The sequence below is a fragment of the Deltaproteobacteria bacterium genome (assembly GCA_016709225.1).
GTDB lineage: Bacteria > Myxococcota_A > Polyangia > Nannocystales > Nannocystaceae > Xiheibacterium > Xiheibacterium phototrophicum.
In genome coordinates, this window is the sequence record JADJEE010000002.1 from 681,294 (window position 1) to 707,969 (window position 26,676).

Below are 26,676 nucleotides of genomic sequence, written 5' to 3' on the forward strand. Positions count from 1 at the left end.
GCGCCCCGAAACGGACCCCGGAGTGACGATCATTGCCGAATTCAGGACTTGGCCGCCCCGGCAAGGCGGCTGCACACTGCTTGCGCTCCACCGAGATGACGCGACCAGCACAGCCCGAGCCCCGCGCGCGAAGTCGAACGCGCCCCACCCGACGCGGCCAGGCTGGCTTCACTTTGATCGAGTTGATGATCGTCACCGCGATCCTCGGCATCCTCGCCGCGGTCGCGATCCCGGCGGTGTCGGCCTACTTCCGTCGAGCCAAGACCGCCGAGGCGCGCATCCAGCTGTCGAAGCTGTTCGACTCCACGTCGGCGTACTTCAACGCCGAGCACGTCGATCGCGGCGACGTCCAGACCATCTCGTCTGGCGCGGGGGTCACCAACGCGGCGTCGCACCGCTGCCCGACACCAACGGGATCGCCGGCGAGCGGTGCCGCCGGACTCACACCCGCGATCGACTGCAACCTCGGCCCCGGTGGACGCTGCGTGCCGTCGGGCACTGGCGGCGGTGGCCCGGGCTACTACGACATCCGCGACTGGTCCGACAACGACATCTGGAACGCGCTGAACTTCGGACAGGAGCAGGCGCACTTCTTCCACTACGACTTCCAGGCCGCCAACGACCTCGACGGCTACGGCAGCTGCACGTTCACGGCCCAGGCGTTCGGCGATCTCGATGCCGATCTGACCTACTCGACATTCGAGCGCACCGGCGCGGCAGACCGCAACGGCATCAACGCCGGCGCGGGTCTGTACATCGACCAGATCGTCGAGTGACGCCGCCCCGGCGGATTCGCCGGCGAGCACTGCGATCCTGCGGTCGCCCGCGGCGCTGCGTCCGGCACACGTGACACCCGAGCGGACGTCGTCGTAGTCTCGCGGCGCCATGGACCTCTCGTTCTCCCCCGCGGACCTCGCCTTTCGCGACGAAGTCCGCAGCTGGATCGGCACCTCACTCCCCGCGGATCTGCGCGCCGTCGCCGAGGTCGACGGCCACTTCGAGCACGCGGACGTCATGCGATGGCATCGGCTGCTGGCGGCCAAGGGTTGGGTCGCACCGCACTGGCCCAAGGCCTTCGGCGGCCCCGGGCTGTCGCCGACCCAGCGCTTCATCCTGAGCGAGGAGCTCGAGCTCGCGGGCACGCCGCTGCTCAGCCCATTCGGGCTCTCGATGGTGGGTCCGGCAATCATGCAGTTCGGCACACCCGCGCAGCAGGAGCGGTTCCTGCCGCGGATCCTCGCGGGCGAGAAGGTCTGGTGCCAGGGCTACTCCGAGCCGAGCGCCGGCAGCGACTTGGCGTCGCTGCGCACCACCGCCACGCTCGACGGTGACGCATTCGTGGTCAACGGCCAGAAGACCTGGACCACCTATGCGCAGTACGCCGATTGGATCTTCGCGCTCGTTCGCACCGATCCCACGGTGAAGAAGCAGGCGGGCATCTCGTTCCTGCTGATCGACATGAAGTCGCCGGGCGTGGAGGCGCGCCCGATGCTGACCATCGGCCACACGCCGGCGTTCTGCGACACCTTCTTCGAGAACGTGCGAGTGCCCCGCGAGAACCTCATCGGACCGCTGCACGGCGGCTGGACCGTCGCCAAGGCGCTGCTCGGGCACGAGCGCACGTTGATCGCCGCCGTCGGCCACTCTCAGCGTGCGATGCGAAGGGTCAAGCGCATCGCCGCCTCGACGACCGAGCACGGCCGCCCACTGCTCGACGACCCGGTGTGGCGGGCCCGCATCGCACGGCTCGAGATCAAGCTGCAAGCGCTGCAGATGGCCAACTACCGCTCGCTCGCCGGCGCGGCGCTCGGCCACGCCCCTGGGCCGGAGTCGTCCATCCTCAAGCTACGCGGCTCCGAGATCCTGCAGCAGGCCTTCGAGCTCGCGATGGACGTGATGGGGCCCGATGCGGTCTCGTGGTTCAACGACGTCGGCGTGCTACCCGAGCTGGAGCAGTCGGTCGCACCGACCTACTGCTACAACCGCGCGACCACGATCTACGGCGGATCGAACGAGATCCAGAAGAACATCATCGCGAAGATGATCCTCGGCTTGCCGGGGACCTGAGGAGGGCAAGCGAGCCATGGACTTCCAGCTCAGTGACGAACAGAAGCTCCTGCGCGACTCGGTGCGCACGTTCACCAAGCAGCGCTCGCCGATCGCCCGCTTCCGTAAGCTCCGCGACCGCGTCGCCGCCGAGGGCGGCAGCTGGGATGCGGCGGTGTGGCGCGAGATGGGCGAGCTCGGCTGGCTCTCGCTGCCGTTCCCCGAGCAGATCGGTGGCTACGGCGGCAGCTTCGTCGATGTGGCGATCCTGCTCGAGGCCTTCGGCGCGACGCTGGTGCCCGAGCCGTACCTGGCCTCGGTGGTGTTGGCCGGCACCGCACTGCTGCACGCAGGTGACCTCGCGCAGCAGCAACGCTGGCTCGCGCCGATGATCGAGGGCCGCCACAGTCTCGCGCTCGCCCACGGCGAGCGAGCGACGCGCTTCGACGCGCTGCCGCAGACCACCATGGCGAGCGTCGAGGGCGACGGCTTCCGCGTACGCGGCCACAAGCAGTTCGTCGCCAACGGCGACCGCGCGGACCTCCTGCTGGTCTCGGCGCTGCACGACGGCCGCGCACAGCTGTTCGCGGTGCCCCGCGACCACGAGGGCGTCACCGTCACGCCGGTTCGCACCATCGATGGCCTCGGCGCTGCGAACGTCACCATCGACGCGCGACTCTCCGCGGCCCACCGCCTCGGACAGGACGCGGGGGTCGCACTCGAGCGCGCCCACGATGCGGCCGCCGCGATGGCGGTGGCCGAGGGACTCGGCGTGTGCCAGGCGGTGCTCGACATGACGGTCGAGCAACTGCGCACGCGCGAGCAGTTCGGCGTGCCGATTGGCTCGTTCCAGGCGCTGCAGCACCGCGCGGTCGAGATGTTCGTCGAGGTGCAGCTGATCAAGTCGGTGTCGGTACTCGCGTCGGTCCGCGCGGCCGACGACGACGACGCGGAGCGACGACGGGCGGTGAGCGCCGCGAAGGCGCAGCTCGCAATGAGCGGTCGCTTCGTCACGCAGCAGGCGATCCAGCTCCACGGCGGCATCGGCATCACCGACGAACACGACGTCGGGCTGTACTTCAAGCGGATGCACGTGCTCGGCCTGCTGTGCGGCGACGAGGAGCACCACGTGCGGCGGTTCGCGGCGCAGCCGCAGTTCACCGCCGGACTCGGCTGAGCCCGCATGACGACCGCTGCCGGCCCGGTCTCGGCGCGGCTCGAACACGCCCGCGCACCCACGACTCGCGCGTGATCCCTGCGCAGCACCTGCGCCGTCGCTCGTGGCCCGTCGGCCACGGGCGACCCGCGGCGCCCGATCGACCGCATGCACGGCGGCACAGTCGCCGCCGCTGGCCTACACGGCACCACGCGGCCAGGCGCGAGATTCGTGGCATCGACTACAGGCTCGGCGCTTTCGCGTCGCCAACGCGCGCGGCTGGGCTCGACCGTGCGCGTGCAGGCGAGCGCGACACTGAAGATTGCGTCGCGCATCCCACCTTGATCACATCAGCGCCGAAGCTCCGACGAAAGTGAAGGCACCCAGTGGCGGAGCGCACGGCGTCCACAGGCTTTGGTGCTAGCGTCCTTCCATGGCCTCGCGGCGTCGCCTCCCCCTCGCGATCGCACTGCTGTCACTGGTCGCCTGCCGTCGCGACGACGTGGCGAGCGTCGACCCGTGTGCCGGCGGTGCATGCATGCCTGCGCCCGACTGCGAGCTCGGTGCGTGCAGCAGCGAGGCCCCGACGCTGGTGAGTCAACACAGTCCGATCGCGGGCACCGAGGTCGAGAGCGGCGCGTCGTGTCCCTACGTCGACGGCGCCCTGCCCCCGCGTGACGAGCTGCTCGACGATCGTCACATCCCCGAATTCAGGCAGGCCCGCACGCGGCGCACCAACATGGACTCGGGCCGCTCGTCGCCGCAGGACATCGAGCTGCACGAGCAGCTCATGGGCGTGCAAGGCCGCATCTTCGAGTGCCTCGACATCGCCGCCTGTTACGACGGCGGCATGGATCCCTTCACCAGCGGCGAGCTCGACTTCCAGTTCGAGCTCGAACCAACCGGCCGCGTGAGTGCGGTGTCGGTGGTGCCCTCGGCGGGGCTCTCGGATCCGGTGGTGAAGGCCTGTGCCCGTCGCTCGCTGTTCGAGCACCGCTTCCCCAGCTACGACGGTGCACGCATGCTGGTCAGCTACCGCATCGAGCTCGGCGAGGGCTAGCGCCCGATCAGGGTTGCGCGAGCTCGTCCTCGAACGGCCACCCGACGGGGTCGGTGACGAACAGCCGACCCGGCGCGCGCGCGAACTGCCACGCACCCCAGCCGTGGACGAGCACCGCCCACAGCGTGCAGACCGCGAACACGCGCCGTCGCGCGACGCCGGCGAACGCCGCGGCGACCAGCAGCAGCGGCAACCAGTCGACGGCGAAGCGATAGCTGAACTGGATCTGCCCGCTGTTCTGATACAGCAGCGAGGGTACGGCCGAGCCCAGCGCAGCCAACACCAGCGGCGTCCGCATGCCGCTCGGATCTCGGCCGAGCCACGCGAGCGCGACCCACGGCGTCGACAGCCACAAGGCGATGCCGTGGATCGACACCCGCACGCCCGCGCCAGCGACCACGGGCATCAACGACAACAGGCACTGCAGATTGCGCCCGAGGTAGCCCAGCGCGAACAGCCCCTGTTCCTGGATGCGCGCCTGCCAGCGGGTCTCGAGGAAGCGATGGCCGAACTCCAGCGGATCGTCGAAGCGGGCCCAGTTCAGCCACGCGGTCGCCAGTCCGACCGCCACCAGCGGCACCGCGAAGCGCACGAGCGCCGATGTGGAGCGACCCGCACGCCACCACACCCAGGCGAACACCAGCAGCGCAGGCAGGTGGTTGATCGGCCGGCACGTGATGGCGAGCGCCAGCCACAGTCCCGCCCACGCCGGTCGCCGCAGCTGCCACACCGCGCAGAGGTAGAGCACCAACGCGAGCGCACCGACGATCTGCGCGGTGAACCACACGCGCCCGTGCGAGGCCAGCAGCAGCGCCGGCGAGCCCAGGGTCCACGCCAGCGCCACCCACAGGTGCTCGCGACCGCGGCCGTCCTCGCGGCCGCGCTCACGATCGAGCAGGTGCACCAGCACGGCGGGGATCAACGCGCCGAGCAGCAGCGTGAGCAACACGTCGGGCGTGCGAAGCCCGAGCACCGCCACCACCGGCAGCATCACGGCCGCGGGCCCCGGCGGAAAGCTGACGTACCAGGTCTGCGTGCGACCGACGATGTCGCGCCGCGCGAGCGGCTCGAGGCCGCGGCCGATGATCCACCACGGCTCCTCGCCCCGCGGCACGGCCACACACGCCGCCGTGCGACAGGGGTAGCCGCGCACGCGCGTGCCATCGGCGAGCTCGAGCGTCGTGACCACGGCCCAGTCGTCGAACGTGTGGCCGCGGCAGCGCCCCTCGCGACGCAGCTGCGGTGTGCAGTAGCCGGGCGGCGGCCCCTCGAGCGCCAGCTCGCCGCGCAGCCAGCCGTGGGCCATGTACACGAAGTGGTTGTCGTGGCTGGGCCGAACGATGCGGTCGCCGGCGAACACGAGCAGCGCGAGCGCAGCGATCACGAACACCGCCAGTGCGCGCCGGTGGGCACGCCACATCACCCGCACGCGCTCGTTCACCGTTGCGCGACAGCTTATCAGCTGCCCGCCCGGCGTGCGTCGGCGGGTCGCGGGCTCAGCCGCCGCAGGCGTCTGCGAGGTTGCCCATGATCGTGACGCCGCCGCCGACCATCACGTGGGACAGCAGGTTGGTCGCGTGGCACGTCGGCAGCGCGGGGTTCGAGTAGATCTGGAACTGCGTGGCCACGCTCGCCAGCGCAGGCAGGCCGGTCAACGACGCCAGCTGCGGGTTGTCGCGGATCGTCAGACGGCCAGCAGCGGTGAGCAGCGGTGCGCCGGTGACTGCGGTCATCGACGTGTTCTCCGACAGGTGGAAGTAGTCGCCGACGGCGGTCAGCGAACCCAAGCCGGACACCGTCGCGAGGCTGGGACACTCGCGGATCTGGAAGCCACCGGCGACCACCTGCAGAGCCGCGAGGTTGACGCTCTGCAGCGCGGCGTCGTTGATGATCACGACGTCCTCGTCGACCGCGACGAGCCCGTCGAGGCCGTCGAGATCGACGAGCGACGGGTTGTTGCGGATGACCAGCTGGCCACCGACCGACTGCACGTTGGACAGGCCGTCCACGTCCACCAGTACGGTGTTGTCCTCGATGCGCAGATCGCCCGGGGCAGCTTGCAGACCGATGAGGCCGTCGACGTTCGCCAGCGAGGCGTTGGCGATCACGCGCACGAGATCGCCCGCCTGTGAGAGGCCCGCAAGCCCGTCGATGTCGACCAACGAGGCGTTGCCGGTCACCGAGACCACGCCACCCACCGTCTGCAACCCCGACAGGCCGTCGAGGTTCAGCAGCGCGTCGTTGTGGTGCACCCACAGCGCGTTGCCGATCGCGCTGATGCCGAGCAGACCGTCGATGTCGGTCAGCTGCGGATTCTGCTCGAGCACCAGGAAGTTGCCGATCTGATCGAGCCCGCTCATGGCATCGATCTGCTGCAGCGTTGCGTTGTCGTAGACGATGAGGTTGCCGCCGATGGCCGCGACGTCGTCGAGCCCGATCAGCGAGTGCAGCAGCGGATTGCTCTGGATGGTGATCGAGCCCGAGACCAGTCCCAGCCCACTCAGACCGCCGAGGTTGAGCAGCGAGCCGTTGCCCTCGATGCGCACGTCGGCGGTGGCGCTCTGGATGCCGTCGAGGCCGCTCAGCGAGGTGAGATTGGCGTTGCGCAGCACGAACAAGGTCTCGACCGAGCCGGAGACCCCACCCAGGCCCGTGATCGAGGCCAGCGACGGGTTGTCGAGGATCTGCACCGAGCCGTGGATCTCGCTGATCCCCGAGAACGCATCGAGACTCGTGATCACCGGCATCGCGCCGATCTCGAGGCCCCCGATCGCGCCCTGCAGGTTCGAGAGCGGCGTGAGCTCGCCGACCCCCGGGTTGTTCCAGATGCGTACGCGGCCGGGCACCGCCGTGAGGCTGTCGAGGCCGTCGAGGAAGCCGAGCGACGGGTTGTCGGTGATGAAGAGGAAGTCACCGAGGCTGGACAGCTTCGAGAGCGCCAGCACGTCTTGCAGCGCGACGTTGTTGGTGACGTAGAGGTAGCCGCCGACCTGCTGGAGTGCATCGAGGCCGTCGAGGTTCTGCAGCCCGAAATTGTCGCGGATGTCGAGCGAGCCACCGATGCTGGTCAAACAGTGCAGCGCGTCGAGCGACTCGGCATCGAGCTGCTGCACGAACAGCGAGCCGCCGATGGCGTCGAAGCCCTCGAGCGAGTCGGCGTCGCCGGCGTTGAGCACCACGGCGTCGCCGCTCCACGTACCCAGGCCGCAGAACGGGTCGACGGTGGTGGAGCTGGAGCCGTCGGACGAGCTGCTGTCGCCGCTGCTGCTGCTGGCGTCGGTCGTGACATCGGTGCTCGAGTCGACCGCGGTCGTCAGCGTGGTGTCGAGCGTGCCGCTGCTCGAGGCCCCGGTGTCCGAACCTCCGGATCCCGTGCTGCTCGAGTCGGCGCCGCCGTCATCGGCGATCACGCCGAACTCGGTCCGGCCACACGCGAGCATGAGCAGCACGCCGAGTCCCGCCACGCCGCCGCCACGTCGCCCCACCAGACCAAGCTTGCGCACGGCCGAGAGTTTGGGCTGACCCGCACGAAGCTGTCAAACCCAACGGGACCCCCGTCGGGCGGAGCCGGCGCCCCTGGCCGCACGTTCGCGACCACCCGAGCTTCAGGGCCGCGGCCGCCAGCTCGCGAGCCAACGATCGATCGCCGCCACCGGCACCACACCTCGCTTGCCGAGCCCGAGATAGAGCGCACGGGCCTCACGCGCCAGCGCCCGCGCCAACGCGGGCGCGGCGGTGGCGAGGGCATGCGCGAGCGCGAGACGGGGTTCGGCGCGCAGCTCGTCGGTGACCTCGACGCGATCGAGGAGATCGATCGCGTGCCGCAACGCGCCCACGCCAGCCGCCGTCGCGCCGAGCTGCACGCGCGCGCGGCCGAGTCCGGTCCAGGCATTGCCGATGAAGGCGTGTCCAGCGGGCAAGGTGCGCTCGAACAATGCCAGCGCGAGCGCGTACTCCTCGTGGGCGCGCGCCGCCTCGCCCGCGTCGAGGTGCAGCTCGGCGATGTTGCACAGCGTGACGCCCACCGCGGGGTTGTCGGCATCGAGTTGCCGCCACAGACGGTACGCACGCTGATAGGCCGCCAGCGCGCCGGCTGCATCGCCGTCGTCGCGCAACACCACGCCGATGTTGTTGAGCACGACCCTTAGGCTGCCGTCGTCGGGGCCCCGCGCCCGCTCGAGCACCGCGAGCGCGCGGCGATGGTGTGCGAGCGCGGCCGCGGGCTCGCCGAGCAGGCCCAGGGCAGCGCCGAGGTTCACCAGCGGATCCGCGACCGACGGATGATCCGGCCCCGCGAGTGCGACCCGCATGAGATAGGCCTGTGCGAACCACGACACCGCCGCCGCCAGCTCCGACCGCGCGAGATAGACGTTGCCGATGTTGTTGCACAGCGCCGCGAGTTGCTCGTCGATGGGGCCGGGGCGCTCCGATCGCAGCGCGAGTGCCTGACGGTAGTGAGCGAGGGCTTCGTCGAGTCGGCCCTCGTCACCCAGCACCACCGCTTCATTGACCAGCAGCTCGACCCGCAGATCGACGTCGGCGTCGACACGCTCGACCACGAACCCGGCCAGCGTCGCCAGGCGGTGCGCCTCGCGGGCGTCACCCGCGAGATGCCCCTCGAGGTACACGAGATCCACGAGGCCACCGAGCCGATCGACGTCCGCGCCCGCCGCGTCCGCCAGCGCGACCCCTTCGCGGAGCGCGACCGAGGCCCGCTCGAGCTCACCCACCTGCGCAGCCGCGTGGCCGAGCAGCAAGCGCGCCCGTGCGGCGGGTAGCGAGAGCCCCGCCGCGTCGGCCGCGGCGCGCACCTCCTCGGCCAGCTCGAGCGCGGGCACGAAGCGACCGGCGTGGGTCCACGCGCGCGCCTGCGCGAGACGGGCGGCCAGCGCGTTGCTGGTGGCGCGCAGGGCATCGTCGGACTCGGCCACGTCGCCGACCTCGTCGAGACAGTGGGCCGGCGCGGGCAGGCCGTGCACAGCCTCCACGGCGTGCTCCACCAGCGCAGCGTCGGCGTGCTCGAAGAGCTGCGCGAGCGCATCGAACTGCTCGCGCTGGGCCTGCAGGCACTCGACGGCGCGCACGTGACTGGGCTCGGATCGCGACCGCTGCACGAAGGTCTCCGCGCAAGCGGCATCGAAGTGATCGATCCATGTGCGGGCATAGCCCGCCATCAGGCTCTCGACGGCGTAGCCGGCCGCGTTCGCAAACGGTAGGCCCGTCGCGTCGATGGCGGCCGTCACGGCACGCCGACGGGCGTCGTTCCAGCTGCCCTCGAACTCCGTCGCGCCGCCATCGCAGCGCTGCAGCGGCGCACGATCACCGCGGACGCCGGCTCCGACTGCGACCGCCACCGCCACCGACCCCGCCCCAATCACCCAGGGATTGCGCGCCCATCCGTGCCGCGCGCGTCGCAGCGCATCGAGCAGCTCTGCCATGTCGGCAAACCGCGCGCCCGGTCGCAGCGACAGCCCGCGCCGCAGCACCCGCTGCAAGCGTCGCGGCAAGTTCCGACGCGGCGGCGCGATCCGCTGCGCGAACAGGTTGCCGCGGTACTCCGCCCGCGTCGCACCGGCGAAGGGGCGCTCGCCGCCGATCGCCTCCCAGGCCGTCACGCAGAAGCCGAACTGATCGCTGCGCGCGTCCGCGGGCTCGCCCAGGAACAGCTCCGGCGCGATGTAGCCGACGGTCCCGACCGCCCGGCCGCCACCGAGGTCGGTGCTCGACGTGCCGATCGGCGCGTCACCCTCGACGGCGGCGCTGCGAGCCCGCCGCGCGAGGCCGAAGTCGGCGACGCGCGCAACACCATCGCTGCCGATCAACACGTTCGTGGGCTTGACGTCGAGGTGGACGATGCCCGCGGCGTGCGCGGCTCGCAGGCCCTCGCCGGCCGCGAGCAGGACCTCCAGCACCTCGCCGATCTCACGCGGGCCGGCATGCTGCCACGCTCGCAGGTCCTGCCCAGCGACGTACTCCAGCGCGACGTAGACGCGGTCGGCCCACGCCCCGACATCGTAGACCTGGATGACATGCGGATGGGACAGCCGCGCGAGCGCTCGCGCCTCGCCGATCAGGAGGTCGCGATCGTTGGGCTCCGGCTCGGCGCTCCCCGCTGCTCTCGGGGCCTGTGCGCGGGGCAGCAACAGCTTGAGCGCCACGTTGCGATCGAGCTCGGGATCGAACGCGAGGTGGACCGTGCCCATGCCGCCGCCGGCGAGCGGTCGCAACAGCACGTACCGCCCGACCTCGAGCCCCGGCGCGAGCGCCATCGGCTCGACCACGGCGGAGCGCTCCGCGTCGTCGCGGCCGTCGTCGGTCGCGCTCGCGTCGTCGTCACTCGGACGCGGCATCGTCGATCACGCGTCGAACAGGATAACAGCCGCGGCCCTCACGGCCGTGGCCTGCCGAACGGGCCGCCGTCGGCCGGGCCTGACGCGAGCGCCCGGCCGCCGCGTCGGCGCGGCCACAGGCTCACGAACGCTCGCGCACGCAGATCACCCGACCGGCGTCCCAGCCGGCTGGCACGGGGCTGATGCGCTCGCGCTTGATCACCAGCACCAGCCGCAGGTCGCCAAAGGTGTCGCCCTTGGTGACGCTCCAGTACGAGCCCTTGCGCAGCATTTTGGCGCGCGACATCGAGATGAGCTCGCCGATCTCCGGCAGGCGCCAGCCCTTGATGCCAGCGACCTCCAGGGCGTCGCACAGCGCGGCCGCACCGGCATAGTCGGCGGGCTTCTTCGACTCGGGCGCGACGACGAAGACATCGAGCGCCCGGATCTCGCGCTTGCGCAGCGCTGCGACGATCGCCGGCGCGTCCTCGGCCGTCGGCAACTCACCCGCGGCCGCCGGTGCTGCGATCGCGACCGGCTGCGATGGTGTCGCGGTCGGCGGAGCCATCACCGGCTGGGTTGCCGCCGCGGACGCAGTGGTCGCCCGCGCCACGCCGTCGTCGGACGCCGCGGCCTCCGCCTCCGGCGCAGCGGGCCGGAGCGCTGCGATCGCAGCGATGGCGAGGGCGGCGAGTGTCCCCGCCGTGGCCGCCACGGCGCGGCGGCTTCGTTGCACGCGCGGTGCGACCACGTCGGCCGTCATGAGCGCGGGCGAGGTCGGCGGCGACACGCGCGGCAGCGCCGTGATCGGCTCGACCGTCGGCGGGTCAGCAGCGCAGACGGGCGCCGGCGCGGGAACATCGACCGCAGCGGCGGCCGGTGTGGTGACGGTGTCGGGGCTGCTCGCGCGACGCGGCGGCGCGATCGCGATCCGCCGCACCAGCGTGGCCACGCGCGCCACGAAGGCGTCGGCGAGGCTCGGGTCCTGCGCCAGCGGCAGCGACAACGAGCGCGACATCGGTACCCCGAGATCGCGCAGGAGCTCGCGCAGCCGCTCACAGCGCGCAGTGGTCAGCGTGTCGGTGCGGGCCACCACGAACAAACCCTGCCCGCCCACCCGCGCACACGCCTCCATGAGCGGCGCGTCGCCGGAGCCGAGCTCGACGAGGCTCACGCGGTGGGCCTGCGCGCGCAGGCGGTCGCCGACCGCCGCGGCCGCCGCCGCACCGTCGGCGCCGTACGCCAACACGATCGTGAATTCGTCCCGCCGCTGCACCATCATCGCATCGTCGCCCGTCCCAGGGCCTCGATCCAATTGTGTGCATCGTCAGCGGTCGCGATGCAACAGCACGTAACGGCCCATGCCTCCCCGGCGCACGCGAAGCCGGATGCCGCGGTCGAGGTCGGCCTCGTCGAGCAGGCCGCGAGCCTGCGCCGCAGATCGCACCGACGCGTCGCCGACCTCGACGATCACGTCCCCCGGCTCGAATTCGGCCTGTGCCAGCGAATCCTGGGCGATCCCGGTCACCACTGCACCCTTGCGCACGTCGATGCGCCAGCGTGCGCGCAGCTCGTCGGTCGGATCCGCCAACGAGAGGCCGTGCGGGGCCTTGTCGGCGCTCGGCGTGGCGCGCTTGCCCTCGGGTACCTTGGGCCGGAGCCCTTCGCGTTGACCCGGCAGGCTGCCGAGCTCGAGCTCGACGCGGCGCGACTTGCCGGCGCGGAAGACCGTGAGCGCCACCTTGGTGCCGGGGCGCTGCTGCGCGACGCGATTGCGCAGGATCACCATGTCGCGGGCCGGCTTGCCGTCGAGCGCCGTGATGATGTCGCCCGGCCGCAGGCCCGACCTGGCGGCCGGTCCGCTCGGGTCGACGTCGTCGACCAGCACGCCGTCCTTGCCCGTGAGCCCGAACGAAGCCGCCATCTCGTCGGTCAGCCGCCCCATCGCGATGCCGATCCAGCCGCGCTCGACGCTGCCGTGCTCGACCAGCTGCGCGAGCACGACCTTCGCGAGGTCGATGGGAATCGCGAAGCCCACACCGTTGCTGCCGCCGTTGTGCGAGGCGATCGCGGTGTTGATCCCGACCACACGGCCGCGCAGATCGATGAGCGGCCCGCCCGAGTTGCCCTGGTTGATCGCGGCGTCGGTCTGGATGAAGTCGCCGTAGTCGGCGATGCCCATGCCGCCGCGCCCGACCGCGCTGACGATGCCGGCGGTGACGCTCTTGCTGAGACCAAACGGGCTGCCCGCGGCCAGCACGAACTGCCCCACGCGGACGCGCTCCGACGACGACAGCACCGCCGGCACCAGGTGCTCGGCGTCGATGCGGATCACGGCGAGGTCGGTCTTCGGATCGGCGCCGACCAGCGACGCGGTGAACTCGCGCTCGTCGTGCAGCCGAACACGCAGGCGCTCGGCGCCCTCCACGACGTGGTTGTTGGTGAGGATGAAGCCGCGGCCGTCGACGATGACGCCGCTGCCGAGCCCGCGCACGGTGCCATCGGGTGGACCGAAGCCGCGCACGATCGCGGGCAGGTCTGGCCGCGCCATCTCGCGCTCACTGATGATCGACACGACTGCGGGGCCGATGTTCTCGGCCGCGCGCTCGAAGGCACGCTCCAGCTGGTCGAGGCCGGTATCGGCGGCGGGCTCGTCGGCCGCGACGCGGGCGTCGTTCACGACGGCCGCGCCCGGCGACGCGACGCTCGTGCGCGTCTGCACGAGCACCGGCGGGGATCCACCGGCGTGGGCACACGCAGCGGCGGTGAGCAACGTGGTGGCGAACGCGAGACCGACCACCCGAGGGCTGGTCGCGAGTCGAGGCCTGGTCACGGTCGAACTCCTTGCGGTCGAGAGGGACGGCGAGACCAGCAGTATAGCTGCTGGTCTCGCGCGGGCCATCACACCGATCGATTTCGTCCGCAGCACGCGTCGTCAGGACGCCGGCTGCGCGGTCGCGGCGACCGTGGTCGGCTTGACCGCCTTGACGGCGATCGACCGCGGCCTGTCGCTGGCGCGCTTGGGCAGCGTCAGCGTGAGCACACCCGCGTCGAGGCGCGCCTCGATCGCATCGAGATCGATGCCGCGCGGCAGCATCAAGGTGCGCTCGAAGCTGTAGTCGCTGCGCTCCCGTCGTAGCGTCGGCTTCTCGCTGGCCTTGCGCGTGCCCTTGATGGTGAGCTTCTCCGGCGAGGCGACGATCTCGAGGTGCTCCGGCGTCAGGCCCGGCACGTCCGCCTCGACCACGAAGTGTTCGTCCTCTTCGCGGATGTCGATCGGCACCCGCACGGTGGGACGGGCCGTCTCGAGCTCGCCGAAGATGCGACGGCTGAGGTCGTTGAGCTCGCGGTACGGGTCATAGTTGAGCAGCTGGGCGATCATGGTGGCGTTCTCCTGGTGTCGTAGCCCTTCGGACGTGGGTCGGGCCGTCACAGGGACGTCGGCGACGCCCTGTCGACAGGCCCGCCGCGCGCCGAAGCGGACGGTGGGTGATGAACAGCGCCCCGGTCGAGCAAACGACTGGCAAGGGCGGCAAGTGGTGGTGACGCCGGCGCCCGGGCGGCCGTCGGAGGGGCCGTCACAGCGGGGCGTCGCTCTTGGTTCGACGCCGATGTTGGGGTCGCCGTGGCGCCCGTCAAGGGGTCGTCGCGTCGCCGATCACCGCGTCGCGGACCTCGCCGGCGACCCGCCCGGCCCACACGACGGCCCGCGAGAGCGTGGCACCGGGCGCGACCTCCACGCCCGCCTCGAGCTGCACGTGGGGGCCGACCGTCGCGCCGGCGCCGATCCGTACGTCGTCGCCGATCCACACCGGCCCGACGATCGCCGCATCGTCGGCGACGATCGCCGATGGCGACACGCCGCGCACGAAGCCGGGCGCGAACGGCAGCGGCACCGCACCATCGAGCGCGTTGCAGACCCCTTGGAGGTAGCGCAGGGCGGTCGAGTGCTCCCACCAGTATCGATCGGTCACGAAGCCCTGCAGCGCCCGCCCCTCGTCGAACAGCGAGCGGTAGGCGGTGCGGATGATGCACTGCTCGCCCTCGGGCGGCACGCGATCGAGGAAGCGCGGCTGCAGCACGTGGATGCCGGTGAACATCAGCGCGGGCGAGGTGGGCGGCGGCACGTCGCTGGCCGCTGGCGCACGCCCGAGCAGTCGCACGATGCGGCCGTCGTCCGCGACCTGTTGGCTCCCCCACCGCTCCGCCTCGGGATCGGATCGCACGACCATGGTCGCCTCGGCACCACGCTCGCGGTGCCGCGCCAGCACCTCGCCGAGATCGAGATCCACCAGCACCTTGCCGTTGAAGACCACGATCGGGCGGTCATGGCCGTCGTCGAGCAGCGCTCGCGCGTGCCGCAGGCCACCGCCCGTACCGAGGATGTGACCGTGCTCGCGCGAGTACGCGATGGCCACACCGTCGCGCGAGCCATCGCCGAGTTCGGCCTCGATCTGCTCGCCGAGGTGGTGGAGGTTCACGACGATCTCGCGGATGCCGTGGTGCCGCAGATATCGCACCGCCCACCGCACCAGCGGCGCGCCGACGACCGGCAGCATCGGCTTGGGCCGCGAGCGGCCGAGCTCACCCAGCCGGGTGCCGAAGCCAGCTGCGAGGATCATCGCGCGGGGCGAGTTCGCCATGCAGCCGTGATATCAGCGCCTCGCCACCGCTGCCAACAATGGCGCGCGCACGGCCCCTTGGCGCTCAGAACACCCACACGAGGTTCTCGAGGATGAACATCGTGAGCGCGATGCCGCCGACCATGATCGCGACCACGCCGAGGCCACGTGCGATGCCGGCCCGCGCCGCCCCGCGGACCTGCGCCTCGAGCTGCGCGCGGGTCTCGTCGTTGACCGATGCGTCGGTGCGCAGCTCGGCGAGCGTGGCCTCGGTCGCTCGACGGTGGCTGCGGATCATGCCGAGCGTCATGAAAGCGAGGAACGCTCCACCACCGCCCAGCAATAGCACCCGCATCGCGATGCGCCAGCGCCCCTGGACCCGGCGGAGCTCCTCGTCGAGCCGCGGCCGGGTCGCGACCGCGACCGGCGGCCCGAAGATCGACGGCGGCAGCGTGCCCAGCAAGAACGCGCGCGCGGATGCGACCTCGGCGGGTGACAGCGGTAGCCCGGCGATGGCGTCGAGCCATGCGCGCTCCAGCGCCGCATCGTAGTCGCGCTCGATACGGTGGTCGGCGGCGTGGGCCCGCTGCAGCTCGAGCAGCGGCGACAGCCCCGCTCGCGCCTGCGGGTCGGCGGCGGTCACCTGCACGCGCACGAACGCGGTCGACTCCCCTGGCGCCGTGACTTGGTTGTGGGCCTCGAACTGCACGACGCCCACTGCATCGACGGGCACCCGCCACGGGCGCGGCGCCTCGCGCCCGATCACGGGCGGCGTCATCACGTCCATGAACGCACCGTCGTCACCGTGGACGTCGACGTGGATGGGCAGCTTCGACGACAGGCCCCATGCCTTGAACTCGAGCGTGCCGCCCGGTGCGACCGCGTCGACACCGCTCGACGCCATCACACCGCCCGCGAAGCTCACGAGCCGCATGCGACGGGTCTGCGGGCCGGCGGCGAGATCGGGCACGCGGACCTCGATGCGGAGCACGTCGTTCTCGAGCGGGCCGCGCAGGCGCACCAGGCCGAGCGCGTCGGTCCTGCCCTCGAACAGCGGCGTCGGGCGATCGACCTCACCGACCTTGCCCATGAACTCGCCGCCCGCGAGCCACACCGCGACCGCACCGACGTACGGTCGGCCGTCGGGCTCCGTCACGCGCACGAACAGGTCGTTGTCGAAGCCCGCCAGCAGGCGACCGCTCGGTCGCACGACCACGCGCAGCGCCTCGAGCTGCGCGTCGCTGTCGTCGCCGTACTGCAGCGTCGAGCCCGACACGATCGGCGTGGCCGCGACGGCAGAGCGACGGGCGACGACCTCGATCGGTATCGCCTCGTGCATCGCGTCCATGCCCTCGCCGGTGACGTCGAGCCATAGCACCGCGGCGCCCGGCTGCAGCGACGCCGGCACCTCGAAGCTGCCCTCGCCGGCGTTGCCGTCCGAGATGATCGACAGCGCCGGCAACTCGATCGCCGCGCCGCCTTGCTCGACCCGCATGCCCATGCGGGTGTCGGCGATCGGCCCTTCGCGCGCCGCTACGAGCTGCGCACGAACTCCGAGTCGCTCCTGCGGCTGCCACTGCGTCTCGACCTGCACGATCAAGCTGTGCCGCACGTGCATCGTGGACACCCACAGGCTCAACACCAGCGCGATCGCGAGGCCGAGCGGCCCGACCAACACCATCAGCCGCCCGAAGCGGACCCGCCGCAGCGGCGATGTGATCCAGTCGAACGGATCGTCGTCGCGTCCGGGGTCGCCGGGGCCACGCGCGCCAGCGGCCCCCCGCCCGCGCACATCGCCGTCCTCCGCCTCCCGCGGTTCGTCCTCCTGTGGCCCGTCTACGGCCACCTGGCCACCATGGCGAGGGTTTCGCGATTGTCGTATCCTGCCGCCGCTCTCATGAAGGTCAGTGTCATCGGAACAGGATATGTGGGGCTCGTGGCCGCCGCCGGCTTCGCCGAGCACGGCAACGACGTCGTCTGCGCAGACATCGACGAGCACAAGATCGCACGTCTACGCGCCGGTGAGATCCCGATCTTCGAACCCGGCCTCGACGTGCTCGTGGCCCGCAATGTCGAGGCCGGTCGCCTGCGCTTCACGACCGACAACGCGGAGGCCGCCGCCCACGGCGAAGTCATCTTCATGGCGGTCGGGACACCGTCCGCGCCCGACGGTTCCGCAAACCTCGCGTACCTGTTCGAGGCCGCCCGCGACATCGCGCGGCACCTGCCGGGGCCGGTGGTGGTGGTCAACAAGAGCACCGTGCCCGTCGGCACCGCCGAACGGGTGTCGCGGATCATGGCGGAGCTCACCAAGCACCGCGTGGTGGTGGCGTCGAACCCCGAGTTCCTCAAGGAGGGCACTGCGGTCGACGACTTCCTCTACCCCGACCGCGTCGTGATCGGCACCGACGACGAGGCTGCCCAGGACCTGCTCAGCCGGCTGTACCGGCCGTTCCTGCGCCAGAGCGAGCGCATCGTGTACATGGACCCGCGCTCCGCCGAGGTCACCAAGTACGCCTGCAACGCGTACCTTGCCACGCGCGTGTCGTTCATCAACGACATCGCCAACCTCTGCGACCTGGTCGGTGCCGACGTCGAGAAGGTGCGCCAGGGCATGGGCACCGACCCGCGCATCGGCAACAAGTTCCTCTACCCCGGCGTCGGCTACGGCGGCTCGTGCTTCCCGAAGGACACGCGCGCGCTGCTCGACACGGCCCGCGCCCACGGCCTGTCGCTCAGCCTCGTCGCCGCCGCCGAGCGCATCAACGAGGCTCAGAAGCTGCTGTTGGTCCGCAAGGCGCGGCAACTCTGCGGTGACTTCGCCAACAAGACCTTCGCCCTGTGGGGCCTGGCCTTCAAGCCCAACACCGACGACGTCCGCGAGGCGCCCGCGCTGCGAATCGCTCGGGCGCTCCTGACCGACGGCGCCAAGCTGCAGATCAACGACCCGGAGGGCGGGGCCAACTTCATGCAGGACCTGGGCGACACCAGCGGCGTGACCCTGGTCGAGGACATGTACGAAGCGGCCCGAGGGGCCCACGGCCTGCTGCTGGTGACCGAGTGGCGGCAGTTCCGCTCGCCGGACTTCTCGCGGCTCAAGCAGCTCATGGCCGAGCCGGTGCTGATCGACGGTCGCAACCAGTGGGACCGCGCGCAGGTGGAGGCCATGGGCTTCCGCTACGCCGGCGTCGGGCGCTGACGCCCAGCCCTCCCGCCGCGGCAACCAACGCAGAAGCCCCCGCGATCGGCAGTCGATCTCGGGGGCTTCGTCGCGTCGTTCGGGATTTCGATCGGATGTGCTGAGGTGCGGCTCAGTCCTCGATCTCGGAGCCGGGGTCCAGCTGCGTCGAGAAATCCACCACGCGGGGGGCACCGTCGTAGGTCGGGAACGGCGCCTGGTCGACCGCGTTCTTCATGCAGGTCTTCAGCTGCTCGTCGTCGTGACGCTTGCTGCTCAGCTCGAGGTTGATGCCCGAGGGCGCGGAGGTCTTGGGGTTCAGCCGCACGCTGATGGAGACGTCGCCGTCGAGCTGCTTCTCGGCGGCGATGCCCTTTCGCTCCTTGTACTCGGCGACACAGCCGTCGAAGGACTCGAAGCGGGACTCGAACGCCATCTTGACCCCGTACTCGTCCGGGATCTCACCGCCGCCACCGCCATCGCCGAACTCGAACGCCACGTCTGCGTTGGGATCGAAGGCTTGGATGCTGGCCTTGGCCGTTCGGGTGCTCTTTCGCCCCTTGTCGGCCCCCTTGCACCCCACGGCAGCAACGCCGACGAACAGGCCGAGGGTCATCACACTGAGGAACTGGAGGGACTTGCGTGGGGTCATCGCTGCCTTCGCGTCTGCCGTTCTCGAACCGTAGAGTACCACCCGGGCGCCGGAGGTTTCCCAGCGACGTTGGTCGACCGGAGAATATTTCGTGCCGCGCGGCCCGGCGTTATCATCGCTGACACATGTCGGACAACCATCCACAGATCTCGGCCCAGTGCCCTGCCTGTGGACTGCACGCGCTGGTGGTCGTGCGGCTGCGTCGCGGCGGCGACGGCAACTGGGTGCAAACCGACAGGCGTCGCTTGTTCGGGCGGGATGTCGAGGGGGATACGGCCCAGCTCGAGGTGCAGATCGACACCTGTCCGGTCTGCTTCGGTGCGTGGTTCGACCCCGGCGAGCTCGATGTCCTGGCCGGCAAGCTCGAGGGGGTCGAACAGGTCCTCGACGCCGACTCGACCCCGAGCAAGCGCGGTTGCGTGCATGGCCACGGCCCGATGTCGGAGCACCGGCTGCCGGGCGTGATCTCGACCCCCCTCGACCGCTGCACCGCGTGCGGCGGCCTGTGGCTCGACGGCCACGAGCGCCGCAAGCTCGCGCAGGCCTCGACCAGCGAGGGTCAGGGCACCAAGACCGAGCGATGGTTCAAGCGCGGTGCGATCTGGGCGGCGCAGGTGTTGACGCACCTCCCCGTCGAGGTCGACAACCCCGCACGCGGTACGCCGTGGGTGGTCTACCTGCTGCTCGCGACGTTCCTCGCGGTGTTCATCGGTCAGGAGACCGGGGCCATCGACACCGAGTACTACGCCATCGTCGCCGGCCGCCTCAAGCACGAGGGCGACTACGCGACACTGCTGACGTACATGTTCATGCACGGCAGCTGGGCGCACCTGCTGTTCAACGCGTACTTCCTCTACACGTTCGGCGACAACGTGGAGCACCTCTTCGGACGCGTGCGCTTCGCGATCTTCTTCGTGCTCGCCGGCGTGCTTGCGGGCGGGCTGCACGTGATGCTGACCCACCGCACTGCAACGCCGGTGGTCGGCGCCTCGGGCGCGATCGCAGCGGTGCTCGCCGCATACCTGTGGGCATTCCCGCGGGCGCGCCTGTTCCAGGTGATCCTGTGGGTGCAGCTCAAGATACCGGCCTGGACGTACCTGTTCGTGTGGGCCGCGTTCCAGCTGCTCATGGGTTTTTGGGGCAAGGGCGCCGACGCCGAGAGCGTGGCGTGGTTCGCCCATCTGGGCGGCTTCCTCGTCGGCGTCGCCGTCACGCCGCTGGTGCTGGCGATGCGCCGTCGCGAGGTGGCTCGCCACGTGCGCGTACCCGCGCTGACGTGACCGAGCAGCAGCAGCTCGGTGGGACTGCTACGGTACCGAGCCACCCGTGAGCGACGAGGTCGATGCGACCGGTGCGGAGCTTCCGCCCGGCGAACTGCAGATGCGCGACCGCCTGCGCGCGCGACTGTTCGGCATGCCCTGCGAACCGCGGATGCGAGGGCGCTACGTCGTGCTCGGTGTGATCGGTCGCGGTGGCCTCGGGGTCGTGCACGCCGCTTACGATCCCGAGCTCGATCGCAAGGTCGCGATCAAGGTCCTGCGACAGCAGGCCCCCGGAGCCGCGCGGCTCCGGGAGCGGCTGCGACGCGAAGCCGTCGCACTGGCCCGGCTCTCGCACCCGAACGTGGTCGCGGTCCACGACCTCGGCGACGACGGCGACGAGCTGTGGATCGCGATGGCGCTGGTCGATGGCTGCACGCTGCGTGCGTGGCTCGATGCGCAGCCACGATCATGGCGAGCGGTTCGAGACGTGCTGGTCGGGGTTGCAAGCGGCCTGGCGGCGGCGCACCGGGTCGGCCTGGTCCATCGCGACATCAAGCCCGGCAACATCATGATCGCGAGCGACGGTCGCCCGCTCGTGCTGGACTTCGGGCTCGCGCGACAGGTCGACGGGATCGACGCCCCGCCACCCGCCGCGGCCCCGCGTCTCGGCGATGGCGATCTCACCGACGCTGGCACGTTGCTCGGCACGCCGGCCTACATGGCCCCCGAGCAACTTCGCGGCGGCGTGATCGATGCGCGCACCGATCAGTGGGGCCTGTGCGTGACCGCCTACGAGTGCCTCTACGGCGCGCGCCCGTTCGTCGCCGAGGGCATCGAGCAGCTGCGTCGGCAGGTCGAAGGCGGACCACCGCCGGCGCCCGCCCGCGGCGTGCCGCGATGGTTGCACCGCGCGATCGAGCGCGGCCTCGCGGTCGATCCCGCCGGTCGACACGCCGACATGGACGCCCTCGCGTGGGCGCTGCATCACGATCGTCGCTCGCGACGGCGACAGTGGTGGGCGCTGGCCGCCGCACTGTTGCTGGCGATCGCGAGTGCTGGCATCGCGGCGCTCGTGGTCGGGAGCGCGACCGATCCGCGGCTGCTGATCCGCATCGCGCTGCTCGAGCGACAGGCGCAGGAGGCCGCCGCCGCGCAGCGGTTCGTGGTGCCGACGTCGGCATCACCCGGCGCGACCACGGCGCTGCAGGCCGTGGTCGCGCTCGAGCGCATCGACACCCGCGACGCGCGGAGCCGTGCGCGCGCGCTGCGGGCGAGCTTCGCCACCGCGCTCGCAGCCCGCGGCGACGCCTACTGGGAACTTCCCGGTGGTCGCGGCTATGCGGCCGATTTCTACGCCGCCGCAGCCCTGTTCGAGCCCGAGCGACCGGAGCCCCGCGCCCGGGCGCTGCGGACCGACGGCGAGCTCGCGGTGCTGCGCGATCAGGCGCTACGCGGCGAGTTCACGGACGCCGAGCTCGAGCAGGGGCAGCTGCTCACCACCCTCGCGACCGCGAGCGATCCGCCCCGCGCGCTCACCGACGCGCGCGCCCGCCAGGCCGCGGTCGATCGGCTGCCAGCGCTGACACGCCCGCTCGCGCTCGCCGTCGCGCCCCCGCTGACGCCGACACCATCGCCCGCAGCCGTCGCCGACCCGTCGTCGCGCCCCACGTCGATGCTCACGGACTCCGCCGCACCGGCGGCGGCATCGGACGACGGCGAGACCACTGCGCGCACGCGGGCGAGCGCCAGCGCGAGCGCCAAGGCTGGCTGGTCCGCGCTGCGCGGCGGTGACGACCGCGAGGCCGAGACCGCGTTCCATCGCGCGCTCGCGGCCGATCCTCGCCAGGCCTCGGCGCTGCGCGGCCTCGCCGAGATCCACTTCGATCGCGGCGAGTACCAGCGCGCACTCGACTACGCGACCAAGGCCTGCCGCGCCGCGCCGCGCGACCGCAGGGCGCACATGCAACACGGCGATGTCGCGTTCAAGGTCCTCCACTACGACGAGGCTCGCCGCGCCTACGAGCGCGCGCAGGCCCTGGGCGATCCCGACGCCGCGCGGGCGCTGGCACGACTCGCCGCGCTGCAGGGCGGCTGAGCGCGCACCCTGGTCGATGTCAGCCCGCGAGGCAGCCGACCGGCGCGGTCGAGACGATCACGTTGTCGTAGCGCACCAGGTTGGGTGACTCCGGCGGCAGCGGCCCATCGTTGAAGTGGTTGTAGCTGTCGAGCGAGAAGGTGTTGATGTGGAGCTCGGGCACGGTGCGCCAGATGAAGCCGTCGAAGTGGCCGTGGTGCACGCCCTCGACCCAGAAGTCCGCGAGCCCGTCGTCGCCAGCGGGATCGTTGAGGGTCATGCCGTACTCCACGCACTGCCACTGCCCGGGCACGATCACCGGCGGCGGCTGCATCGTCGAGTCGAAGTAGTTCCCCCAGAAGTCGCCGTGGCCATCGGGCAGCATGTTCACGAAGTAGGCATAGAAGTGGAACGTGCCGCCGTCACCGACGATGCCGTTGGGCTCGTAGTTGAGCACGAACCAGTCGTCGCCCGCGGGCTGGATTCCGGCGGTGCCGAAGGCCCCCCACGGCGGCGCCATCGAGCCCGACAACACCGGCCCGTGGCTGCCGCCGGTGTTGTCGTAGGTGGGGTCGTAGCGGACGTCGAAGCGGATGTAGATCTCGTCGACGTCCGGGAAGACATAGATGAGCTTCGAGCTCTGCTGCCCGGCGTAGGTCGCCAGCTCCACCACCTGCGCGCCGACCCCCGATACCGCCGCGTCGGGCTGCAGGCGCACGTCGCCGCCGTCCTCGATCCACGCAGGGTCGGGGCCGTCCTCGAAGTCGTCACAGAAGATCACCCCCGGCGACGCGCACAGCGTGTCGAAGTCAGCGGCGTTGCCCGGGCCGGTGCTGCCATCGCCGCCACCGGAGTCATCGGCCGTGCCGGTCGCGGTCGTGTCGCTACCCACGGTCATCGCCGTCGTGCCCATGGTGGTGACGGGACCACCGGAGCCATCGCTCGAAGCCTCGCCCGCGGTCGGCCCGCCCCCGTCCATCATCGCGTCGGTGGTGCCAAAGCTGGTCGCGGTGTCACCGGACGCCGGGTCGCCGCAGGCGGCGGCCCACAGCGCGGTCAGGATCGTGACGTGGAACGTTCGACGCGAAGACGGCACATGGGAGAGGACCCGCGCGCGGGCGAACGGTTCACGGCCGGCGCCAGAAATCGTCGCCGGCACGGCTAGTACCTCGACACAGGGATAATCCCTGTGTCGAGCTACTAGAACCGGAGCAGCGGGCCGCGGCCGCCGATGGCGAGGCGTTGTCCGAGTCGGCGGTGCCGCGCGAACACGAGCCCGGCGGTCAGCATCGCTGCGCCCACCACCAGGGTCGCGATGCCGGCACCGCGGGTGGCGAGCACGAAGGCACAGTCGCCGTCGGCGTCGATCCGATCGCCGCTACAGCGAGTGCGATCGCCGGTGCCGTCGACGCCGATGAGTGTCGGGCCGACGATCACCGCGGCCGCACCGATGCCGACCAGGGACCATCCAGCGGCGCGCCAGCGCTTGCCCGCGCGGGCATCGGCGGTCGGCACCAGCGTGATCGCGAGGTGCGTGCGGACCCCTTGCACGCCATCGACCTCGCGCGCGGCGGGCACGTAGCCGGCGCGCGCGAACCGGACCTCGTGGGCGCCGACCTCGACGGGGGCCTCGAGCGGTGTGGTGCCGACCGCGACGCCGTCCACGGTCGCCGTCGCACCGGGTGGCGTGGTCTCGAGCAGCAACAGCGGCGGCGGGGGTCGTAACGCGTCGAGCCGCCCGCGCAACGCAGCGGCCTGCGCCGTGACCAGCGCCTCGACCTCGCGGAAGCCACACACCTGGCAGTCCTCGTCGGCCGACAGCAACAAGGCACCGTCGGCGCCGTACAGCTCGATCGCGATCTCCCAGTCGCGCCGATGCACGCGCGCGCGAAGCTGCACGAGCTGGGCGGCCCCCACATCGGCGAGCGACTGTCGTCGGCACGCGTCGTCGTCGCAGCGCACGACCGCATCGAGCGTGATCCACCCGGCGCTGCGGAGGCCGTCGACGAGCGCGGTCTGCAGCCCGGCCGCCCGCGAGGCCTCCAGCTCGCCGTCGATCGATGCCGGCGCCACGCCCACGCGCAGCTCGCCGGCCACCGCCGTCGCGGCGCCCGGCGGCGGCGTGAAGGCAAGCCACACGGCGGCGACGAGCTGACTAGTGACGGACATGGATCTCGTCGATGCGGATGACGGCCTGGGGATCCCACGCGGTGCCGATCGCGAAGCCGAACAAGCCGCCGTCGGCTTCGGCGGCAGGAATCGGTGCGCCGTCGCGCAGGAACGCCCGCAGCGGCCACTGCACCACGCGGTAGTCCGCGGCGGGTCGCACCGTCCACGCCTCGTAGTACCCCGAACACGATGGGCACGACGACGCGCTGCAGGGCCCGCAGCCATCGCACGCGCCGGCGTCGCAGGGCGTGCCGTCGGGCGCACACGCCTGCGAGTCGGCACAGGTACCGCCGCACGCATCGCACACGGTGTCGAAGCGCAGCCAGGCGTTGGCCCAGTACGGTGTGTTGGCGGTGTCGGCCGCGAGCGCGAACTCGACGTAGGCGCCCTTGTCGAACGCGGTGCCCAGTGAGAGCGGCAGCGCGAGGTCCTGCAGCCGGAGGTTCTGCCAGCACACCGGGGTGACGCCGGCGCACTCGGGATCGTCCTGCGGTCGGTACTCGAGGAACGACGTGCCGCCGTAGGCCCGCGTGGGATCATCGACGACCACGAGGTTGTGCGGCAAGGTGTAGCCGGACAGCACGTCGGCGAACACGACGACGTCGGCGACCGGCGGTGGCGGGGTGCGCTCGAACGCCACCGCGGTCGTCGATGTACAGCCGAAGTCATCGATCGCGAGCAGACGTGCGGCGTAGTCGGTGTCAGGGTTCAGGCCGTCGACCACCGTTGCGCGCACCGGGTCGTCACCGGTGGTACCCGGCAGCGCGAGGAAGCCCAGCTCGGGATTGTCGCCGCGGGTCACGCTGCGAACCGCCGCGTCGCCGCGCAGCAGCGAGGCCTCGTCGGCGCCGAGCTCGAGGCGGAACTCCTGCAGCGTGTCGGTGGTGCCGGCGTCGACCGCCCATGCCCAACGGATCTGGTTGGGTGTGCTCCACGCCGCGTGCAGCCCCGAGACCCGCACACGCGGCGAGCAGTCGCCGCCGCTGTCCCCCTGCTCGCCTCCGCTGGCATCCGCCGGTCCGTCGAACGCGGGATTCGGCACGCACGCGCTCAGCCACGTCGCCGCACCCACGGTGATCGCCCGCGCGCGCGTCGAGCATCGACGACCCACGCCGCGATGCTAGCACGCCTGGCACCCTACGCGACCACGAGCGCGCGCAGGGAACGAGCCCAGGCGTCGAGCCCGTCGTCATCGCTTGGAATCTCGCCCGCGGGCGCATGCGACAGCGACGCGCGCAGCCGCTCCCGCGCCCGCATCAATCGCGTCTTCACGGTGCCCTGCGGCAGCTCGAGCAGCTCACCGAGTTCGGCGGTGCCGATGCCTTCCCAGTAGTAGAGCTCGAGCACGACCTGCAGCTCGAGCGGCAGCCGCCGCAGCGCGTCCAGCAGCGCACGATCACGCTGTCCCGCGGCGATCACCGCCGAGGGTGAGGCCGCCAACTCGGCGACCGACACCGACATCGCGTCGAGGTCGACCACGGCCCGCTGCGCCGCGTAGTGTTTGTAGAGCTTGCTCCGCGCCACCTGCAGCAGGTAGGTGCGAAAGGCTCCACCGTCGCGCAACCGATCCTTCGCCTCGACGCAGGCCAGGAACGTGCGCTGGATCAGCTCCTCGGTGTCGTCGCCGGCCTTGTTGCGGAAGAACCGACTGACCACGCCGATGTGGCGCTCGAACAACAGCCGACCCGCGCGGGCATCCCCCGCGCGCCACGCCTCGAGCAGCTCGGCGTCACTGGCCACGACCGCAACCGCCTCGTCGCGCCGTGCCTCAGCCGTCGCCGTCCTCGGCCGGCTCCGCCGGACGCCACGCGGTCGAGGCCAGCTCACCGTCCTCGAAGCCGAAGAACACCCGCATCTGCTGCCGCAGGAACTCGCGGCCCTTCTCCGTCTGCAGGTCGACGCCGTAGGTGTTGATGTAGCGCGGCGACTCCCGCAGCCACATCTGCCACGCCTGCATGCTGACGTGCTCGTAGATCTGTTGCCCGAGCTCGTCGGTGAACGGCCGGAAGCCGAGTCCGGGCAGCTCTTGCTTGAGCTTCTGGCAGAACACGGTGCGCGGTTGGTTCATCGGGCGACTCCGGGCCGGAGCATACGCGACCGGTCCGGTCGGGGGCAACGCGCCCCCGCT

General features: G+C 71.3%; 21 protein-coding genes. 7 read left to right on the top strand and 14 right to left on the bottom strand.

The window, feature by feature from the left end; all coding sequences use genetic code 11:
• Positions 1-185: 185 nt before the first annotated feature.
• From IPH07_17085 to IPH07_17100, 4 genes are all read left to right on the top strand, one after another.
• On the top strand, positions 186-776 hold the full coding sequence (locus IPH07_17085; protein ID MBK6919112.1) for a prepilin-type cleavage/methylation domain-containing protein: 591 nt from the start codon (positions 186-188) through the stop codon (positions 774-776).
• A 109-nt stretch (positions 777-885) separates the two neighbouring features.
• A complete protein-coding gene (locus IPH07_17090) occupies positions 886-2,067 on the top strand; it encodes an acyl-CoA dehydrogenase family protein (GenBank protein MBK6919113.1) in 1,182 nt (393 codons plus the stop codon).
• A 16-nt stretch (positions 2,068-2,083) separates the two neighbouring features.
• Positions 2,084-3,223 (top strand): acyl-CoA dehydrogenase family protein, encoded by a 1,140-nt coding sequence (locus IPH07_17095; GenBank protein MBK6919114.1) that lies wholly within the window; start codon positions 2,084-2,086, stop codon positions 3,221-3,223.
• 412 nt (positions 3,224-3,635) lie between these two features.
• Positions 3,636-4,262 carry a hypothetical protein gene (locus IPH07_17100; protein ID MBK6919115.1) on the top strand — a complete coding sequence of 209 codons (627 nt, stop codon included), beginning with the start codon at positions 3,636-3,638 and terminating at the stop codon, positions 4,260-4,262.
• A 7-nt stretch (positions 4,263-4,269) separates the two neighbouring features.
• Here IPH07_17100 and IPH07_17105 read toward each other — a convergent pair whose 3' ends face one another.
• The 8 genes from IPH07_17105 to IPH07_17140 all read right to left on the bottom strand — a co-directional run bounded on the left by IPH07_17105 (position 4,270) and on the right by IPH07_17140 (position 17,059).
• Positions 4,270-5,703 (bottom strand): hypothetical protein, encoded by a 1,434-nt coding sequence (locus IPH07_17105; GenBank protein ID MBK6919116.1) that lies wholly within the window; start codon positions 5,701-5,703, stop codon positions 4,270-4,272.
• A 55-nt stretch (positions 5,704-5,758) separates the two neighbouring features.
• Entirely contained in the window at positions 5,759-7,765 is a 2,007-nt protein-coding gene (locus IPH07_17110) for a hypothetical protein (protein MBK6919117.1), read from the bottom strand.
• A gap of 102 nt (positions 7,766-7,867) precedes the next feature.
• The gene (locus IPH07_17115) at positions 7,868-10,612 is read right to left on the bottom strand and encodes a serine/threonine protein kinase (protein ID MBK6919118.1); all 2,745 of its coding nucleotides are present in this window, start codon (positions 10,610-10,612) and stop codon (positions 7,868-7,870) included.
• Positions 10,613-10,733: 121 nt separating this feature from the next.
• Entirely contained in the window at positions 10,734-11,873 is a 1,140-nt protein-coding gene (locus tag IPH07_17120; GenBank protein MBK6919119.1) for a hypothetical protein, read from the bottom strand.
• Between the two features lie 45 nt (positions 11,874-11,918).
• Complete coding sequence (locus tag IPH07_17125) at positions 11,919-13,520, bottom strand: Do family serine endopeptidase (GenBank protein ID MBK6919120.1); 1,602 nt, start codon at positions 13,518-13,520, stop codon at positions 11,919-11,921.
• Positions 13,521-13,526: 6 nt separating this feature from the next.
• Complete coding sequence (locus IPH07_17130; protein ID MBK6919121.1) at positions 13,527-13,973, bottom strand: Hsp20/alpha crystallin family protein; 447 nt, start codon at positions 13,971-13,973, stop codon at positions 13,527-13,529.
• Between the two features lie 253 nt (positions 13,974-14,226).
• The gene (locus IPH07_17135) at positions 14,227-15,234 is read right to left on the bottom strand and encodes an NDP-sugar synthase (protein MBK6919122.1); all 1,008 of its coding nucleotides are present in this window, start codon (positions 15,232-15,234) and stop codon (positions 14,227-14,229) included.
• 64 nt (positions 15,235-15,298) lie between these two features.
• Entirely contained in the window at positions 15,299-17,059 is a 1,761-nt protein-coding gene (locus tag IPH07_17140) for a hypothetical protein (protein ID MBK6919123.1), read from the bottom strand.
• A gap of 51 nt (positions 17,060-17,110) precedes the next feature.
• Here IPH07_17140 and IPH07_17145 point away from each other — a divergent pair, with 51 nt between their 5' ends.
• Positions 17,111-18,412 carry a UDP-glucose/GDP-mannose dehydrogenase family protein gene (locus tag IPH07_17145; protein ID MBK6919124.1) on the top strand — a complete coding sequence of 434 codons (1,302 nt, stop codon included), beginning with the start codon at positions 17,111-17,113 and terminating at the stop codon, positions 18,410-18,412.
• 112 nt (positions 18,413-18,524) lie between these two features.
• Here IPH07_17145 and IPH07_17150 read toward each other — a convergent pair whose 3' ends face one another.
• The gene (locus IPH07_17150; GenBank protein ID MBK6919125.1) at positions 18,525-19,043 is read right to left on the bottom strand and encodes a hypothetical protein; all 519 of its coding nucleotides are present in this window, start codon (positions 19,041-19,043) and stop codon (positions 18,525-18,527) included.
• Positions 19,044-19,168: 125 nt separating this feature from the next.
• On the opposite strand from IPH07_17150, the gene IPH07_17155 reads away from it, so the two are divergent.
• Together IPH07_17155 and IPH07_17160 are read left to right on the top strand one after the other, a co-directional pair.
• Complete coding sequence (locus IPH07_17155; GenBank protein ID MBK6919126.1) at positions 19,169-20,323, top strand: rhomboid family intramembrane serine protease; 1,155 nt, start codon at positions 19,169-19,171, stop codon at positions 20,321-20,323.
• Between the two features lie 46 nt (positions 20,324-20,369).
• Complete coding sequence (locus IPH07_17160; GenBank protein ID MBK6919127.1) at positions 20,370-22,400, top strand: protein kinase; 2,031 nt, start codon at positions 20,370-20,372, stop codon at positions 22,398-22,400.
• A 19-nt stretch (positions 22,401-22,419) separates the two neighbouring features.
• Here IPH07_17160 and IPH07_17165 read toward each other — a convergent pair whose 3' ends face one another.
• From IPH07_17165 to IPH07_17185, 5 genes are read right to left on the bottom strand one after another with little or no spacing between them, the layout of a single operon-like run.
• Positions 22,420-23,538 carry a hypothetical protein gene (locus tag IPH07_17165; protein ID MBK6919128.1) on the bottom strand — a complete coding sequence of 373 codons (1,119 nt, stop codon included), beginning with the start codon at positions 23,536-23,538 and terminating at the stop codon, positions 22,420-22,422.
• A gap of 41 nt (positions 23,539-23,579) precedes the next feature.
• Complete coding sequence (locus IPH07_17170) at positions 23,580-24,548, bottom strand: PEGA domain-containing protein (GenBank protein MBK6919129.1); 969 nt, start codon at positions 24,546-24,548, stop codon at positions 23,580-23,582.
• A complete protein-coding gene (locus tag IPH07_17175; GenBank protein MBK6919130.1) occupies positions 24,535-25,659 on the bottom strand; it encodes a hypothetical protein in 1,125 nt (374 codons plus the stop codon). Before IPH07_17175 ends, IPH07_17170 begins: the two co-directional genes overlap by 14 nt.
• A 26-nt stretch (positions 25,660-25,685) precedes the next feature.
• Positions 25,686-26,288, bottom strand: coding sequence for a sigma-70 family RNA polymerase sigma factor (locus IPH07_17180; protein MBK6919131.1), 603 nt, complete (start codon positions 26,286-26,288; stop codon positions 25,686-25,688).
• 28 nt (positions 26,289-26,316) lie between these two features.
• A complete protein-coding gene (locus tag IPH07_17185; protein MBK6919132.1) occupies positions 26,317-26,616 on the bottom strand; it encodes an oxidative damage protection protein in 300 nt (99 codons plus the stop codon).
• Between the last annotated feature and the right edge of the window lie 60 nt (positions 26,617-26,676).

Bases quoted from the DNA above. Each gene is read 5' to 3' on its own strand.
- IPH07_17085 (MBK6919112.1), top strand. From the start codon at position 186: ATGATCGTCACCGCGATCCTCGGCATCCTCGCCGCGGTCGCGATCCCG.
- IPH07_17090 (MBK6919113.1), top strand. From the start codon at position 886: ATGGACCTCTCGTTCTCCCCCGCGGACCTCGCCTTTCGCGACGAAGTC.
- IPH07_17095 (MBK6919114.1), top strand. From the start codon at position 2,084: ATGGACTTCCAGCTCAGTGACGAACAGAAGCTCCTGCGCGACTCGGTG.
- IPH07_17100 (MBK6919115.1), top strand. From the start codon at position 3,636: ATGGCCTCGCGGCGTCGCCTCCCCCTCGCGATCGCACTGCTGTCACTG.
- IPH07_17115 (MBK6919118.1), bottom strand. From the start codon at position 10,612: ATGCCGCGTCCGAGTGACGACGACGCGAGCGCGACCGACGACGGCCGC.
- IPH07_17120 (MBK6919119.1), bottom strand. From the start codon at position 11,873: ATGATGGTGCAGCGGCGGGACGAATTCACGATCGTGTTGGCGTACGGC.
- IPH07_17130 (MBK6919121.1), bottom strand. From the start codon at position 13,973: ATGATCGCCCAGCTGCTCAACTATGACCCGTACCGCGAGCTCAACGAC.
- IPH07_17135 (MBK6919122.1), bottom strand. From the start codon at position 15,234: ATGGCGAACTCGCCCCGCGCGATGATCCTCGCAGCTGGCTTCGGCACC.
- IPH07_17145 (MBK6919124.1), top strand. From the start codon at position 17,111: ATGAAGGTCAGTGTCATCGGAACAGGATATGTGGGGCTCGTGGCCGCC.
- IPH07_17150 (MBK6919125.1), bottom strand. From the start codon at position 19,043: ATGACCCCACGCAAGTCCCTCCAGTTCCTCAGTGTGATGACCCTCGGC.
- IPH07_17155 (MBK6919126.1), top strand. From the start codon at position 19,169: ATGTCGGACAACCATCCACAGATCTCGGCCCAGTGCCCTGCCTGTGGA.
- IPH07_17170 (MBK6919129.1), bottom strand. From the start codon at position 24,548: ATGTCCGTCACTAGTCAGCTCGTCGCCGCCGTGTGGCTTGCCTTCACG.
- IPH07_17185 (MBK6919132.1), bottom strand. From the start codon at position 26,616: ATGAACCAACCGCGCACCGTGTTCTGCCAGAAGCTCAAGCAAGAGCTG.